The sequence below is a fragment of the Streptomyces cinereoruber genome, from assembly GCF_009299385.1.
Lineage (GTDB): Bacteria > Actinomycetota > Actinomycetes > Streptomycetales > Streptomycetaceae > Streptomyces > Streptomyces bikiniensis.
Genome location: NZ_CP023693.1, coordinates 4,911,986 through 4,927,891 on the forward strand (window position 1 = coordinate 4,911,986; position 15,906 = coordinate 4,927,891).

11 protein-coding genes are annotated in these 15,906 nt (G+C 64.5%); 4 read left to right on the top strand and 7 right to left on the bottom strand.

The features are described from left to right. Positions 1-33 precede the first annotated feature (33 nt). Complete coding sequence (locus CP977_RS22315; RefSeq protein WP_152370709.1) at positions 34-2,184, top strand: AIPR family protein; 2,151 nt, start codon at positions 34-36, stop codon at positions 2,182-2,184. 76 nt (positions 2,185-2,260) lie between these two features. Next, the gene (locus CP977_RS22320; RefSeq protein WP_152370710.1) at positions 2,261-3,154 is read left to right on the top strand and encodes an IS982 family transposase; all 894 of its coding nucleotides are present in this window, start codon (positions 2,261-2,263) and stop codon (positions 3,152-3,154) included. A 103-nt stretch (positions 3,155-3,257) separates the two neighbouring features. On the opposite strand, the gene CP977_RS22325 is transcribed toward CP977_RS22320, so the two are convergent. Both CP977_RS22325 and CP977_RS22330 read right to left on the bottom strand, forming a co-directional pair. Continuing rightward, positions 3,258-3,650 (bottom strand): type II toxin-antitoxin system VapC family toxin, encoded by a 393-nt coding sequence (locus CP977_RS22325; protein ID WP_152370711.1) that lies wholly within the window; start codon positions 3,648-3,650, stop codon positions 3,258-3,260. Beyond that, positions 3,647-3,913, bottom strand: a complete 267-nt coding sequence (locus CP977_RS22330) for a hypothetical protein (protein WP_152370712.1) — start codon at positions 3,911-3,913, stop codon at positions 3,647-3,649. Before CP977_RS22330 ends, CP977_RS22325 begins: the two co-directional genes overlap by 4 nt. 392 nt (positions 3,914-4,305) lie before the next feature. Here CP977_RS22330 and CP977_RS22335 point away from each other — a divergent pair, with 392 nt between their 5' ends. After that, positions 4,306-5,382, top strand: coding sequence for a tyrosine-type recombinase/integrase (locus tag CP977_RS22335; protein WP_229991393.1), 1,077 nt, complete (start codon positions 4,306-4,308; stop codon positions 5,380-5,382). A 358-nt stretch (positions 5,383-5,740) separates the two neighbouring features. Here the strand turns inward: CP977_RS22335 and CP977_RS22340 are convergent, their stop codons facing one another. From CP977_RS22340 to CP977_RS22360, 5 genes are all read right to left on the bottom strand, one after another. After that, on the bottom strand, positions 5,741-6,484 hold the full coding sequence (locus CP977_RS22340) for an HNH endonuclease family protein (protein WP_152370713.1): 744 nt from the start codon (positions 6,482-6,484) through the stop codon (positions 5,741-5,743). 32 nt (positions 6,485-6,516) lie between these two features. Beyond that, a complete protein-coding gene (locus CP977_RS22345; protein WP_152370714.1) occupies positions 6,517-7,893 on the bottom strand; it encodes an AAA family ATPase in 1,377 nt (458 codons plus the stop codon). A gap of 185 nt (positions 7,894-8,078) precedes the next feature. After that, positions 8,079-11,321: a type I restriction endonuclease subunit R gene (locus CP977_RS22350; protein WP_229991392.1), complete on the bottom strand. Its 3,243-nt coding sequence runs from the start codon at positions 11,319-11,321 to the stop codon at positions 8,079-8,081. Beyond that, positions 11,318-12,544, bottom strand: coding sequence for a restriction endonuclease subunit S (locus tag CP977_RS22355; protein WP_152370715.1), 1,227 nt, complete (start codon positions 12,542-12,544; stop codon positions 11,318-11,320). Before CP977_RS22355 ends, CP977_RS22350 begins: the two co-directional genes overlap by 4 nt. Further along, positions 12,544-14,154 (bottom strand): class I SAM-dependent DNA methyltransferase, encoded by a 1,611-nt coding sequence (locus tag CP977_RS22360; protein WP_208420661.1) that lies wholly within the window; start codon positions 14,152-14,154, stop codon positions 12,544-12,546. The genes CP977_RS22355 and CP977_RS22360 overlap by 1 nt, the downstream gene beginning before the upstream one ends. Before the next feature lie 570 nt (positions 14,155-14,724). On the opposite strand from CP977_RS22360, the gene CP977_RS22365 reads away from it, so the two are divergent. After that, positions 14,725-15,825: a tyrosine-type recombinase/integrase gene (locus tag CP977_RS22365; protein WP_229991391.1), complete on the top strand. Its 1,101-nt coding sequence runs from the start codon at positions 14,725-14,727 to the stop codon at positions 15,823-15,825. Positions 15,826-15,906 lie beyond the last annotated feature (81 nt).

The window sequence follows — 15,906 nt, forward strand, 5'->3', positions numbered from 1 at the left end:
CTGTTACGTTTGTCCGCCCCGCACGGGAGAACCATGAGCACCCCTCCGCGCCGCCCCCACGTTCCCACCCAGGTCCGCCAGGTCGCCAACTTTCTCGACGCGACGTATGGCGGCCTCATCGATATGAGCGACTTCGGCAACCGCAAGCCGGACGATCTCGTCATCGCGCGGCGGTCCCGTGCCCTCGCCGCGCATGCCGTGCGCATGGTGACCGACTGGACGCCCGCCCAGGCGGCGGCCTGTGTCATCGACGGCGGCAACGACCAGGGGATCGACGCGATCGCCGTTGACCAGGACGCGGCGCACATATACCTCGTCCAGTCGAAGTGGAGCGAGACCGGCACTGCCAAAGCCGATGAAACCGCAGTCCTCAAACTGTTCTCCGGACTCACTCTGATTGACGCGGGGGAATCCCGCCAGTTCAATCCGCGCGGCCGCGTCCTGGCCGAGCAGGCCAAGTCGCTGCTGGGGTCGGACCTGACCAAGGTGACCCAGGTGATCGTCCTCATGGGGACGAAGGAACTTGCCCCAGGGGTACGCCAGGCCATCAAGAACGGGGAGAACGACTTCAACCACGACGGTACGCACGTCTTCCACCGTGTGATCCACTCGCCGGAGATCTACGCGCGAGCCCGTGACGACCAGAGGCCCAAGCCGATCACCCTCCAGGTGACGATGTCCCCGTGGTTCGCATTCTCGCCCTCCGACCAACAGGCCTACCAGGGCGTGGTGCAGGCCGAGCAGATCGTGGAATGGGCGGAGTACGGCAACCGACTCTTCGACCACAACATCCGCAACCCGCTCGGGCTGACACCCATCAACAGCGAGCTGGTGGAGACGCTCACCGAAGAGCCCGCCAACTTTTGGTACTTCAACAACGGCATCACCATTCTGTGCGACTCCCTGGAGATCGAGAAGGGATCCAAGAAGCAGCCGGAACGTCTCCCGCTCCGCCTCACCGCGCACGGTGCGAGCGTGGTGAACGGGGCGCAGACCGTCCGGGCCGTCATCGATGCGGCGAAAGAGGACGAGCAGGCGGAGTCGGCCGAGGTAGGGGTCCGCATCATCGTCACCGGCGGGGACACCGACTTCGCCCAGCGCACGACCCAGGCCACCAATCGGCAGAACCACATCACCGACCGCGACCGCATCGCCCTGGACCCCGTGCAGGCCGTCCTGATCGAGGAGTTCCGGGCCGAACTGGACCTGGTGTACAGCGTCCGTCGAGGCGAATTGGAGCCCCAAGGGGACGAGGGTTGTTCCGTCGTTGAGGCCGCGTGTGCTCTGGCCTGCGCACACTCCGCCAGCCGCTTCACTGCCCGGCTGGTGGCGGCCGACTCCACCGACGTGATATGGCAGCGAGGCAGCGGATCCATCTACGACCCGCTGTTCCGTTCCGTACCCGGAGTCTTCGAGGTCTGGAACGCCGTACGCGTCCTCCGCGAGACTCGCAAAGCCCTGCGTACCGTGCGCGACGGGTACGAGAAGCGGGGAGCCGCCGTCATCGACGATGGAGCCTTCCTCCTCACTCACCTCATCTTCCGCCAACTGCTCGTAGAAGACGCGGGCATGGGCGAGCCTGACCCCGCAGACCTCACCGCCGCCTGGTTCGTCAAGGCAAGCAACCGGATCCCCGAATTGCTGGAGCGCACCGTACCCGTGTTGCTCGGTGTGCTGGACTCCCGGCACGGGACCCGCTCGGACCTCAAGCGAGTGTGTATCGACGACGCGGCGTGCGCAGCGCTCGTGACCGATGTCCTGGACGTGCTGTCCGCCGGCGGCCAGACGCAGGACGTGTCCCCATACCTCCGCAAGGAAGAGCGGCCCCGTAAGCCGCGCCGCCCCAACTCGGTTCACGTCATCGTCAACCAAGGGGCACTCTCGGAAGGTGCCCCTCTTCGCCTGAACCTCTACGTACCAGCCGAGCAAGAAGCACTGGAATCTTGGCTCGCAGCAGATGAGAGTCGCTCGCGTGCCTCGTGGACGGGGGAGACCGGCAAGGCTCTCATCTGGGAGTACGACCGCCAGCGCTACTCGCCCAGCGGTCTGGTCTCCCGCATGTGGGAACTGGCCGGCTGGGAGGGACGGCCGGTATCCAACCAGGGCACCGCCCGCTGGATGACCCAGGATGGCGAAACCCTTGCCGAACTCGCCGAACGTCTCCTGACAAGCCTTGAGGCGTAGGGGCTGGTTGGCACCAACTAGACGAGTAAGTCCGAAGTCTTCGCGCGCATGAAGCGAGGGTCTCGCTGGTTCGTGTGTGACGACAAACCTCGAGACCCTCGCGACAGCACTGTACGTGAGGATTGACGACTCTCTGGCAGAAACGCGGCGATCGGGCCGGCCGCCGAGGCTGACGGATGCCGAGCTGTTGACACTGGCGGTCATGCAGGCCGTGCTCGGCTTCGTCTCCGAGACCCGCTGGCTGCGGTTCGCCCGTGCCCATCTGGCCGCGGAGTTCCCCTACCTGCCCGGACAATCCGGCTACAACAAACGTCTGCGCGGCGCGAACACGCTGATCAGCCGGTTCATCCGGACCCTGGCCCGGGACACCGACCTGTGGCACGACGACGTATGGATCGTCGACTCCACCCCCGTCGAGTGCGCCCGCTCCCGGCCCACCGTCAAACGCTCCGACCTCGCCGGCTGGGCCGGCTACGGCTACTGCCCCTCACACTCCCGCTTCTTCTGGGGCCTGCGCCTGCACCTGCTCTGCACACCCGGCGGCCTCCCCATCGCCTGGGCCCTGGCCAACCCCAAAACCGACGAACGCGAAGTCCTCACCGATATGCTCACCGGCGACCAGGACCTGCTGACCACCCACCCCGGCCAGACGATCGTGGGCGACAAGGGCTATGTCTCCAAACACCTCGACGCCTTCATGACCGACCTGGGCCTGACCCTGATCCGGCCCAACTACCGCAACCTCAAGCCCCGCCCCGGCGAGCGACTGCTCAAACCGATCCGGCAACTGATCGAGTCGGTCAACGACACCCTCAAAGGCCAGCTCGACCTCGAACGTCACGGAGCCAGAACCCCAGCCGGAGTCCTGGCCCGCGTCGGACAACGCATCCTCGCCTTGACCACAGCCATCTGGCAAAACCGAGCCACCAGCACACCCCTGACCAGGTCACTCATCGCCTACGACCACTAACCAGACATCGGAATTACTCGTCTAGTGCCGGATTCCTGAGCTGACCCCGGTTCCGTGGAGTCTGATGTGCCCCGACTCCATCGGACCCGGGGCACATCAGTTGCTAGACGGTGCGGATGACGGGGGCGGGTTTGATGTCCTGGGCGTCGATGAGGGTGCGGATGTCGTTCGGGTCCGAGGTCCAGATGATGGCGCCGAGGCTGGCTGCCATAGTCACGACGGTGGCGTCGACGATGTCGGAGGTGCCAGCCTTGCCGCAGAGGGTGCCTGCGGCTTTGGCGGTTTCGATGCCGACGGGTACGACGTGGCACCCGGCGAGGAACCTGCCGAGTCTGACCTGGCGGCGGGAGTCCCGCCATGCCTGGCTGACGACGACGGACGGAACGTGGATGTCCCGGCCGTCTTCGAGGGCCAGGCTGTGGCGGGCCCACATGCGTCGGTCGTCGTTGTCGATGGCGATGAGCACGCCGGCGTCGTATAGGTAGGGGATGTTCACGCGGCCGAGGCTCCCGGGCTGCTGAGGTACTCGGCGTCGGCGGCGGCCAGGTCCGCGCGGGCGGCGGCGAGCTCTTCCGGAGTGAACGCGCCGTGTTCTGCCTGCCACTCCTGGATGACGGCCCGGCCGGCCCGCAGGCGCAGCTCGCGCTCGGCCGCTCCGGCGACGAGACGGGAGAGCGGGATGCCTTCTTCCTCGGCGGCTCCGGCCAGGGCTTCGACCAGGGATTCGTCGAGAGTGATAGTCACCTTCTTGGTAGCCATATATCAACCATAGCGCGGTATGGCCTTCGGTGCTGGTGCGTGGATCGCGCGGCAGTGTGCGCAGAGGGCGTGAGCGCATCCGGCGAGGAGGGTCTCGCCGACCCGATGGCCCGCGGGACCGTGGGGAGCTTGGGTCCGCATTCGCTGGAAAGAGGGGTTTAGCGGTGAAGCCCTTGCCCGTCCGTGAGGTGTCGGTGCACGGTTTCGAACACGGGTCGGGCGGAGGAACACGGGGGCTTGAGGTGGCGAGCGTCTTTCAGAAGTGCAAGAAGGACGTCCGGGACCGGAACTTTCCCTGTGATCGTCCGCGGTGTCGGCATGGGTGGACGGTGCGGTACCGGGAGCCGGGCGGTAGGCGTGGGCGTCAGCGGGAGAGGTCGTTTCCCCGTCGCGTGGGCGCGGATGGTGCGGACGCTTTCGCCGACAAGGTCGAGAACGACAAGAAGGCCGGCGTCCACTTCGATCCCGCGCGAGGGCTTGTGCCGTTGCGGGTCTGGGCTCAGGAGTGGCTGGAGCGACGGGTCATCGGTGAGTCGACGCGCCGCAACTACGAAGGGTTCATCCGTAACCATCTCGTGCCGCGCCTGGGACGGAAGACGTTGGCCGGCCTGGCGCGGCGCGACTTCGAGGAGTTCGCCAAGGACGTGCATGCCTCCGGTGCGGGGCTGTCGGTCTCCACGGTCAATGACCGGATGGTGATGGTGGCCGCCATCCTGGAGGCAGCCGTCGCGGACAAGCGCATCCCGGACAATCCCGCCCGCGGCGTCCGGATATCCCGGGCGGTTCCCTGCGCGGTGGACGAGGACGAGATTCCCACGCTGGGCGAAGTCGATCTGATCGCGGCGCATATCGCCCCGCAGTACCGGCTCGCGGTCTACCTCCAGTCGGGTACCGGCCAGCGCACCAGCGAGGTCCTCGCCTTCTCCGCCGAGTGCCAGCGGTCTGGTTTCGTCAGGATCCGGTGGCAGGTCAGTGCCAAGGCTCACCGCAGCGACTGCCGCACGGTCTTCGTGCCGCTCAAGCACCGGACGGAGGGTGAGTACCGAGACGTCCCGGCCGCCCCATTCGTCGAGCAGGAGATCGATGCTCACCTCTCGCGGTGGGAGCCGGTTGCTGTGACCTTCCCCGGCCAGCGGGGCAAGCGACGCCGGCTGGAGACCTTCTTTATCCCGCGTTCGCGCGGCAAGGGCGAGATGCCCACCGCCTCCACCTACGGCTACCACTTCAAGAAGGCCTGTGTGTCGGCCGCCCTGGTCGACGCGGACGGCAAGGCCAAGTACACGCCCGGCAGTCTCCGGCACTTCTTCGCCTCGACCGCGCTGGGCGCGGGCATCCCGATCCACGAGGTCTCGCGCTGGCTCGGCCACAAGTCGATCAAGACCACGGTGGACATCTACGGACACCTGGTTCCCGAGTCGTGGGACCATTGTCGGGACATCATGCAGACGGCCTTCGCTCCTGCGGCGTGAGGCTCCTGCGCTGGGATGAACCTCCCGTGCTGGGATGGTGCTGGGATGGACCGTTGTGAGGGAACGTTTCCGCAGGTGGGAGCGCCTTGCTCGACATTCCGGTTCAACGTGTGATCAGTCAATCACTAAACGTTAATGCGATTCATTTAGTGTGCAGCTTGGGGTCGAGTTCTCGTGAGCTCGACCCCAAGTCGTTCCCGTACAGGCTCTGGCTATGCCAGGTTGACGGCTGGCGTGTGATGCAGGGCGGGGTGGAGCGTCGGCAACCGCCTCAGGCGGAGCACAGGAGTAGTGACTGACCAGTTGGCACACGCCAGCGCGTTCTAGAATTTCGAACGCCTGCGGCATAGTGAGAGGTTCAGGGATGCGGTGAAAGCGGGGCACCGAGACCCGTGCGCATCGAAGGAATCCATCCCCGCTGATGCCGGATAGCGGCCCAGGCGGTGAGTGCCTCAGGGAAGTGTCTGTCCTCCAGAACCGAGGCGAGAGGCGTTCCCGCCAGACTTTCCAGAGATCGGAGAACCTCTGGGAAGTCTGCCCGGTATAGACGTACGGCTGTGCGCGTGGCGGCGTCGATCTTTCCAAGCTGCACCTGGTCGTGCCATCGGATGAGTCCGGAGATGAACATCTCGCAGGCGTCCGCGCGCCCCTTCCGCAGCTCGTCGCGGTTCAGTCCAAAGACCTCGATGCTGTGCCTACCCTTGGGCGTGCGGCATTTCAGCTCGCCCGTCCTCGGCAGTAGCTTCAGGTGATCCGCAGGGTCGTCTACAGTCGGGTCGATGAGCAGGCAAGCGCCCGTCTCGGGGTCACAAGGAAAGAGGTGACGTTTCTCGTTGCTGTTGCAGTGAGAGCAGGCCAGCAGATGGTTGTCCCAACAAAAGGTCCGAAGCGGGGTACGAGACTTCGGCTCGAAGTGGTCGATGTCGGTTCCCTGGTTATCCAGGCAGTACATGCAACGGATACGCCCCGGGGCCATCCGCTCCAGCAGACCTTTAATGTGTCTTCGGGCAGCTCGAGCATCCTTCCACTGCTCGTCGGCTGCCTTGCCTGTGGCTCCAGCGTCCTGGATCTTCTTGGTGCGAAAGTCGCAGAGCTTGGTCATCGCGTCAGTGGCAGGCAGGCGCTGGACGGGGATCATTCGCCACCTGCGAGGTGCGCCGCCATCTCATAGACCCGTGCGGTGCGGGAGCTCGACAGCTTGGCCGCCAGGTTCTTGTACTCCGCTACTTCGTCGGCATTCGCTTCCTCGTCGAAGACTTTCTCTTCGAGATACACGAGCCGCTTTCGCAGGTTGTCTGCGCGCTCGGAGTATGGGGTCTCTAGACCAAAGAGCTCGGAGAGCACAGCATCTTCGCCGCTGCCGTACACGATCCTCTGGTACAGGTCCGGTGCTACAACCTCAGGCGCTCGCTGTTCCTCAGGTCCCGGCAGCCGAATCAGGCCACCTGGGTCAGCAGCCTGACAGATGTAGGGGCTATGGCTGGTCACGATGAACTGGATCCTTGGAAAGTGGCACTTCAGCCAGTCGCCGATCGCCCGTTGCCAGGTGACGTGCAGATGGGCGTCCACCTCGTCGATAATGACCACTCCTGGCATCCGCACGATGGGATGACCAGTGTTGTTGGTCCCGATGTCGAGAGTCCCATAAGCGGTTTGGAGTTGTCGGACTATGTCGAGAACCAGGGCCACGACGGTTCGGAAACCGTCGCTCATCTCCCTTAGGGGATAGGCTCGATCTGGGGCGTCGGCCGGTGCCACCCACAGTCCTTCGGACGAGACCCGCAGTGCCCGAAACTTGTTGGGCAGCAGGCCGTCGGAGAGCAGCTCTTTAACGGTATCCAGAAGCTGGGTGGCTTCCTCGCTGCCCTCTAGGCTGCGCAGCCGCAGTTCCTTGAGCCAGCTGACGCCCTCGGCGAGCGAGGCGTCCTCGTGGAAGAGCGAGGCCATCCGCCCCGCAGGTCCCGGCGAGAGCATGAGCCGTTGGGCCTCCCCGCTGCCACCCATCAGCCGACGGAAGGGGCCGTATGCGGCACAGAACCAGCCTTGCGGATTGTCAGACCAGGGGCCGCGCTCAGCTGACGGAGACCCGTACTTGACGCCGTCGTATGGGGACAGTGAGGGCTGTACGGGGCCGCCGAAGGTGTTGTGCTGGACGTCGTTGGCGTTCGGTAGCGTCCAGTCCAGACCGAGCATCATGCGGCCGTCCGGTCCTCGGCCTCGGCCGGTGAGCTGGTCGACTGCGTAGTCAGGTGAGACAGCCGCCTGACACCAGGCGGCTGTCTCACCAGTAGTGATCCAACCGCCGAAATTCTGGGTGAGGGCACGAGCCACCCGCGGGCCGGCGAGCGCGAGGGCCAAAGCGCGCAGGAGTGTGGACTTCCCGGAGCCATTGCGTCCCGCGATTACGGTCCAACTGCCGCCATCGCCGGGTTGGGGCAGGGCGAGCGCGTCAACAGCGCGGGCTCCATGAAAACCCCGGACGCTGGAGAGGCCGAACTCTGTAACGTACACCCAGCCCTCCTTGTCGATCTTCGGTTCCCCCGCTGGGGGCGGCAGTCTCAGCTTCTCATGCGCTGCTGACACTGCCGTCTGCCTCAGCTCAGCCGATTCGGACGGTCCCTAGCCGAGATGCGATAGGCCCTCTTGCGGGGCGAGATCCAAACCTCACGACCCACCTCCGCACACTGGTAAGGACGTCAGGCCAGATCGTCCGCGATGACCTCAGTCTGCTTCAGGACGCGGTCGACCGCGTCCGGCTCCTCGTCCGGGGGGTACCCGAAGAAGTTGAGCAACAGTTTGACCTTGGCGCGAATGCGATCCTGGGCCTGGCTCTTGACGCGCCAATCAATGGTGACGTCTCCCGCGACCTGCTCGTACAGCTTGCGGGCGATCCTGGACAGGATGTCCTGTCCCATTTCCAGGGCCTTCGGATTGGCCGCGATGGCGTCATAGAAGGCCATCTCATGTTCAGACAGGCCGAGTTCGGCGGCAAGCGCGCGGGAACTGGATACCTCTTGGGCCATCTCGACGAGGAGTCTTGCCGCCTCGGCAGAACCGATGAGGCCGTTGTGATAGCGGTTCATCACGGCCTTCATCGCTTCGGAGTACTCCTTCTGTCGCGTGAGGTTGCTCGGGTGCGCTTCCTGGATTTCGCGGGCGATTGCGTCCCGCAGGGCCTTGAGCGCCAGGTTCGGATGGCGACTGTCCCTGAGCTGCTGCACGAAGCCCGCGTCGAGGTGAGAGAGATCGGGTTTGGTGAGGCCGGCGGCGTCGTAGATGTCCACGACGCCGTCCGCGACCACCATCTCAGCGTTGAGCTGCTCGATCATGCGGCGGACATCTGCCTCGGTGGCAAGGCCGAGCTGCTGCCGATGTTCCGCAGTCAGCTTCTGGTAAGTCGTGCGTAGGGTCGCGAAGAAGTGGATGTCGGGCAGCAGGCCCTGCACGTCGGGATGGGTAGGGCAGAGAGAGAACGCCTGGGAGAGCAGCCGGCCGAAGTGCAGGAAGCGCTGTGCCCGGGTGGGTTCACCTGGCGGCAGGGCAGGCTCGGCGGTCTCCAGGAGGTCCAGGGCCTCGCGGAGCGCCTCGCGGTGTCCGACATCCCGCAGAACTGTTCGCCAGGGGCAGTCCCGCAGTGCAGCATCGACTTTGCTGTGCATGCCGTGTACAGACTTGACTGCCTCGGTGATGTGCGCGCCGATGGTCTCCTGTTCCTGGTCAGCCTCCGAGTACGTGGCCAGCGCGTATTTGAGTTCTCTGGCTACGCCTAGGAAGTCCGCCACTAGGCCGGAGGGCTTCTCGTCCCAGGTGCGGTTGACGCGCGCGATGGCCTGCATGAGGGCGGCGCCGCGCATGCGGCGATCCAGGTACATGGTGTGCAAGGGAGGGGCGTCGAAGCCTGTCAGCCACAAGGACTGAACGATGATCAACTCAAGTTCGTCTTCAGGCTTGCCGACACGGTCCTGGATCTTCTTGAGCTGGGTTGGGGTGCGTACGTAGTCCGCGATGTCGGGCGTGTCCTTGCCGGGGTTGCCGGTGAAGACCACCCGGATCTTCCCGGAGTCGTCTGGGTACAGCTCGGTCTCAGGGTCGGGAGTACCGGTCCAATCCCGGCGGCGTTCGGCCAGAGCTCGGAACAGGCGGGCGGCGTTACGGCGTGAGGAACAGACAATCATTGCCTTGCCAGGGCTGCCCGTGAGCTTGATCATCTCGCGGCGGCGGATGTCCCAGTGGGAGAGGATCGTGTCGGCGATGGAGCCTATACGTTCGGGGGCACCGATTAGGTCCTCGAAGCGGGCGAAGATGCTGCGCGCCCGGGCTTGCTCGTCCGCAGTGAGACCTTCGACGAGCCCTTCGGCCTTGGCGTTGAGTTCGTCCAGGTCTACGCCTTCTGGGAGGTTGACCTTGTGCAGGATCGGCTCGTAGAAGACGGGTACGGTCGCCCCATCGTCGACGGCCTGTGTGAGGTCGTATGTATGGATAGTCGGTCCGAAGACCTGATGGGTGGAACCGGTCCGGTTGTCGATGGGGGTGCCGGTGAAGGCGATGAAGGTGGCGTTTGGGAGGGCATCGCGGAGGTTGCGGGCGAAGCCATCCTCCAGGTCGTAGTGGCTGCGGTGGGCCTCGTCGACGACGACGATCACGTCACGTCGGTCTGTGATGACGGGATGCCGGGCGCCGGCCTTCCGTTCCTCTTCGCTCACCCGGAACTTCTGAAGCGTTGAGAAGACGATGCCCCCGCTGTCTGCTCGGCGGGTGAGTAGCTCGCGCAACTGGCTGGCCTTGGTTGCCTTCTTCGGGCTGCCGCTGACCATTTCTAGGCTCTTGCTCTGTGCGAAGGTGTCGAAGAGCTGGGAGTCCAGGTCGATGCGATCTGTGAGCAGCAGGACCGTGGGGTTTGCGACCTCGGGGATGGTGGCGGCGAGTCCTGTGTAGAAGAGCATCTCCTCGCTTTTGCCCGCGCCCTGGGTATGCCAGATGACGCCGGCCCGACCGTCAGTGGCGACGGCTGAGGCGGTGGCGGTGATCGCCTGCCTCACTGCAACGTACTGGTGGGCCTTGGCAAGTTTTACGGTGTCGACCTCGCCGCCCATCCCCTCGGCGGAGAACGAGAGGAAGTTCGCGATCAGGTCGAGGAAGCGATCGGGCTCGAGTGCGCCGTGGATCATGCGGTCGAGCGCGAGGTCATCGTTCCGCTCGTGCTTGCGAAGGAGAGTGCCGTCCTCCTCCGCGTGCCAGGGGGCCATGTGCTGCCAGGGGGTATGCGGGGTACCAAGGCGGGCGGTTATCCCGTCACTCGCGAGCGAGAGGAGCAGCGTACGAAAGACGCGGTCGAGTTTGAGCTCGCGGCGGTAGTTCTGGATCTGGTCGTATGCGGATCGGGAATCGTCCGTGCCGCCGGCTCTCTTCAATTCGATGATGGCGAGCGGGATTCCATTGACGTACAGGACGATGTCGAATATGAAGACGCGTCCTCGGGCTCCCTTGACGCGAACCTGGTTCGCAGCGACGAGGTCGTTGCCGTGAGGGTTGGTGAAGTCGACAGGTCGGACAGTGACATGTCGTTCCTGCTGAGTGACGGGGTTGGTGTAGGACACCTTCACGCCGGCCTTCAGGTGCTGGTAGAAGCTCCAGCTGAGGCGGACTTCGTTTGCCGGGAAGGTGTTGAGTAGCCGCTCCATCGCGTCCTCTACCGCGGACGAGGGCAGGTCGGGGTGGCGTGAGGTGATGGCCGCGCGCAGGCGAGGATAGAGGATGAGGTCGTCCCACCCTTTCCGGTGCCCATCCCGGGGGCGGAGGTTCTTGCCCCGGATGTGCTGCCAGCCGCGCTCGGCGAGCTGATTGAGCGCGTGGAGTTCCCAGTCCGACTCGGACATCGCACGGCCAGCGGCCGTGCCGATCTCCATCTCCATAGGATCCGTTCCCCCGTCGGTGGTCATGCGGCGTCCTCCACGATCCTTTCGGCGTCCTTGACGCGGATCTTTCCGGTGATGAGCTGGGGGAGCAAGGTGTCGCGGAGGGCGGTGAGAGTGTCGTTCTCGCGCCGTGCGGCTTCAGACTGCTCCTGCATCGGGTTGCAAACCCTGCTGAACTCGGAGAGATCGGCGGGAGACGGAACTGTGATCCGGAGCGCTCGGATATCGCGAAGGCTGAGGTAATCTGCCATGTCGGTCTGGCCTTTGAGTCCGCCTGCTTGACTCCAAAATTCCTTTCCCTGGAACCAATGGAGCATGTAGAGGGGGGAGACTGGGCTACTTTCCGCGAGTCGGAAATAGCAGACCTGTGGGCTGTAAACGAACTCAGGCTGGCCAGAATCGATAAGCGCTACGCGGCCGACGGTTCCCTTCGTGGTCAGGATGACATCGCCTTGTTGGGACACCTTCGGACCCATCGCGTCCCGATACGCATCGCTGACGTAGTGGGTGAAGCTGGGAGTGATGGTCCCGTGTCCGACATCGGCTACTCGAAGGATCGGGAGCCCCGGTTCGCCGTGCTCGGACTGCTTGGTGCGGTATCCGTCTCCGAGGGCCATGAATCCGCGCTTGGCCAGTTCTGCCAGCGTATAAGTCGAAGTCTCGGCGTATCCACGGTTGATGATGCGTTCGTGCCACGCAGAACAGAGCTCGTTGAGCGTGATGAGCTGACGCTCATTGGACGCGATCTTGTCATCCAGGGCGCCGAGAACCTCGGCTACGGCCTGTTGTTCGTGCAGCGGAGGCGTATGGATCTGCAGCTTGCGCGCAGATCCGATGTTGAAGTGTTGCTGCACGGCACCCACTGTGTGGGCGGAAACGAAGGCTCCGGCAGTTGCGTTGATCGCGTAGCACAAGAATCGGGGGGAAACTTGCTCCGTTGGGCGCGCGATGATGATGTCAGAGCAATTGGCCTCGCCAAATCCATCTGGGATCAACGCGGCGGCACCCGGAGTCCCGGTGCGAACGATGGCGATGTCGTTCGCGAATAGCTGAGATTTCCTGATTCGCTGGTGAAAGTCAATCCCCACGTAGGCGAGATCAGTCAAGTCGAGTCGCCCAGGGCGGATATTCTTTGAGCGGAGAAAGGGGATTCCGCTAGGCAGGTACTCGCCGGCCATTGCGCTGACGTGTCCGACGGTGATTTTTGCGCAGAGCTCGCTGAGGGTTCGGAGCGGCCATGCATCCATCAGAGCCTCCCCAACTGCTCGGACACGATCCTTGCCAGGTCCTCCGACTCCGCGAACTGTTCCCGCAGCAGCGCCGTGAGGCGCGTGATCTTCGCCTCCACCGCTTCCGCGTCCGGATCGTCCGCGACTTCCGCCGCTCCTACGTACCGCCCTGGCGTAAGGATGAAGTCGTGTTCGCGCAGCTCGTTCAGGGAGACGCTGCGGCAGAAGCCTGCAACGTCCACGTACGCGGCTTCGCCCTCGACTCCGCGCCAGGAACGGAACGTTCCGGCGATCCGCCCCAGTTCAGCCTCGCTCAGCTCCCGCATCGTCCGCGTGGCCATGAAGCCGAGCTCTCGCGCATCGATGAAGAGGACTTGCTCCGCCCGTTCCGCCGACACCCATGGCGACCGCGCTGGGCGCTTTCCCTTTCCCTCCGCCAGGAACCACAGGCACGCTGGGATCTGCGTCGACCGGAACAGCTGTCCCGGCAGCGCCACCATGCACGCGACCAGGCCCTCCTCGACCATCGCGCGCCGGATGTCGCCTTGCCCGCCCGACGTGCTGCTCATTGAGCCGTTGGCCAGGACGATTCCGGCCCGCCCGCCGACCGCGAGCTTGCTGACCATGTGCTGGATCCAGGCGAAGTTGGCGTTGCTGGCCGGCGGAGGGCCGTACTTCCAGCGCTCGTCGCTGGCGAGTAGCTCGCCACCCCAGTCGGAGATGTTGAACGGTGGGTTGGCGAGGACCACATCGGCCTTCACGTCGCCGTGCTGGTCATTACGGAAGGAGTCCGCAGGCTCCTCGCCCAGGTCCACCTCGATTCCGTGGATGGCGAGGTTCATCTTGGCGAGCCGCCAGGTCGTCTGGTTCCGTTCCTGGCCGTATACCGAGACGTTGAAGCGGTTGCCGCCGTGCGTCTCCACGAACTTCTCGGCCTGTACGAACATGCCGCCCGATCCGCACGCGGGGTCGAGTACCCGCTCACGTTCCTTCGGCTCCAGCATCTCTACGAGCAGCCGTACCACCGAGGGCGGCGTGAAGTATTCGCCTCCCTTGCGCCCCTCGGCGAGTGCGAACTGCGCGAGGAAGTACTCGTACACCTCACCCATCAGGTCCCGCGCGCCTACTCGCTTCCCGTCCAGAGAGATCTGCGACTGGAAGGTCAGCTGGTCAAGGAGTCGCACTAGTTCGGCGAGAGTGGGCTCGTCGACGCGACCGCTGTTGTACATCCTCGGGAGGGTGTCCTTCAGAGGCCGGTTGAACTTCTCAATGGTCCCCATCGCGCCGTCGATGACCTCACCGACGCTCGGCCCGTCTGTACTCACCTTGGCGTGCTTGAGCACCTCGTTCCACCGTGCCGTCGGTGGCACATAGAAGATCCCGGCCCCGGTGTACTGGAGCGGGTCCTCGACCGTCTTGCGGATCAGCTCTTCTGGGGCCGTACCCTCGAGTCCCATCCCGGCGAGCATGCCGCCGCTCCGCAGCTCCTCCTCCAGTAGCTCCCGCTTCTCCTCCATGGCGTCCGACACGTACTTCAGGAAGACCAGACCGAGTACGAAGTGCTTGTACTCGGCCGCATCCAGGCTGCCACGCAGCTTGTCGGCGGACTTCCAGAGGATGGACTTCATGTCCTCCGGCTTGGCTGGCTTCTTCTGGCGGGGTGGCACGTGAGGCTCGCTTCGTCGTGTAGCGGGGATCAGGGAGACGTCTGTCGCGGTTCAGTCTCGTACAGATCTACGCCACATCCGTCACGTGGGCGCAAGATTGTCACTAAAGGATCCGGCCGCGATCTGATCAGTTCGCCCCTCCCCGGGCCGTAGCTAGCGACAGGCTTCAGGGCGGAGTGGTCCAGCGCGCTCAAAGACGTCCCCATCTTTACGGCATCTGTGAGCGGCATCACAGATGAGGCTTGCGGGTTCACCGGAAGAGGTGGATTAGCGATGAATGTCTTCCCTCTCTAGAGGGTGCGAGCAACGATCTTCTGTGCTGGGGCAGACGGCAGGGGGGCATGGATGGCGAGCGTCTTTCAGAGGTGCAAGAGGGATGCCCGAGATCGGAACTATCCCTGCTTGCGCCCAAGGTGTGGCCATGGGTGGACCGTGCGCTATCGGGAGCTGGGCGGTAGGAGGGGGCGGCAGCGGGAGAAGTCGTTTCCGCGGAGGATCGGCTTGGACGGTGCGGATGCCTTCGCTGCCGCCGTGGAGAAAGACAAGCAGACTTGCGTGCGCGTCGAACCTGCTCGTAGCGCTGTCCTCTTATCAGTCTGGGCCGAGGAGTGGCTTGAGCGACGAGTCATCGGCGAGGCGACTCGTTGCAACTACGAAGGGTTCGTTCGCAACCATCTCGTGCCGAGCCTTGGCCGTAAGCCGCTGGCTGGGTTGGCGCGGCGGGACTTTGAGAGGTTCGTCAAGGACATCTACCGAGGCGGTGCAGGGCTGGCTGCGTCGACGGTGAACGATCGCATGGTGATGGTGGCCGCCATCATGGAGGCGGCCGTCGTCGACAAGCGCATCACGGAGAACCCCGCCCGGGGCATCCGGATATCCCGTAGGGATGCTGTGGCAGTGGACGAGGACGCAGTGCCGACGCCAGCCGAGGTGGATCTGATCGCTGGGCACATCACGCCACAGTTCCGCCTCGCCGTCTACCTTCAGTCCGGCACAGGCCAGCGACCAAGCGAGGCCCTGGCTTTCTCCACCGAGTGCAGGCGGTCTGGCTTCGTCAGGATTCGATGGCAGGTGAGTGCCAAGGCGCACCACGAGGACTGCCGGACACCCTTCGTCCCCCTGAAGCATCGGCTGGAGAAGGAGTGCCGAGACATCCCCACCGCCCTGTTCGTCGAGCAGGAGATCGATGCTCATCTCCGCAGGTGGAAGCCGGTGCCCGTGGTTTTTACTGGGCAGAAGGGCAAGCGGGTTCGCCTCGAGACCTTCTTCGCCCCGCGTCAGCCTGGCGCCCGGGTGATGCCGTCCATCGCTTCCTACGGCTACCAGTTCAAGAAGGCATGCCTCCTGGCAGGCCTGGTCGATCTGGACGGCAAGGCCAAGTACACGCCTCGCAGCCTGCGGCACTTCTTTGCTTCCACCGCCCTGGCAAACGGCGTGCCGATCCACGAGGTGTCGCGCTGGCTGGGGCACCGTTCGGTCAAGACGACGGTCGACATCTACGGGCATCTACTGCCCGGCGCGTGGGAGCGCTGCCGGGAAGTCTTGCAGCGCTCCATGCGGCCAGAGCCCCTGGACGTGACGTCCCTGCCGTCAGAGGAGGCGAGCTCGAACGCCGGCAACCAGGCTGTGTAGGCATGCGAGGGCTGGCTGGCCTGCGCGGTGCTGGGACGGAACGCCCGTGCTGGGATGGTGCTGGGATGTCCACTGCAAAAT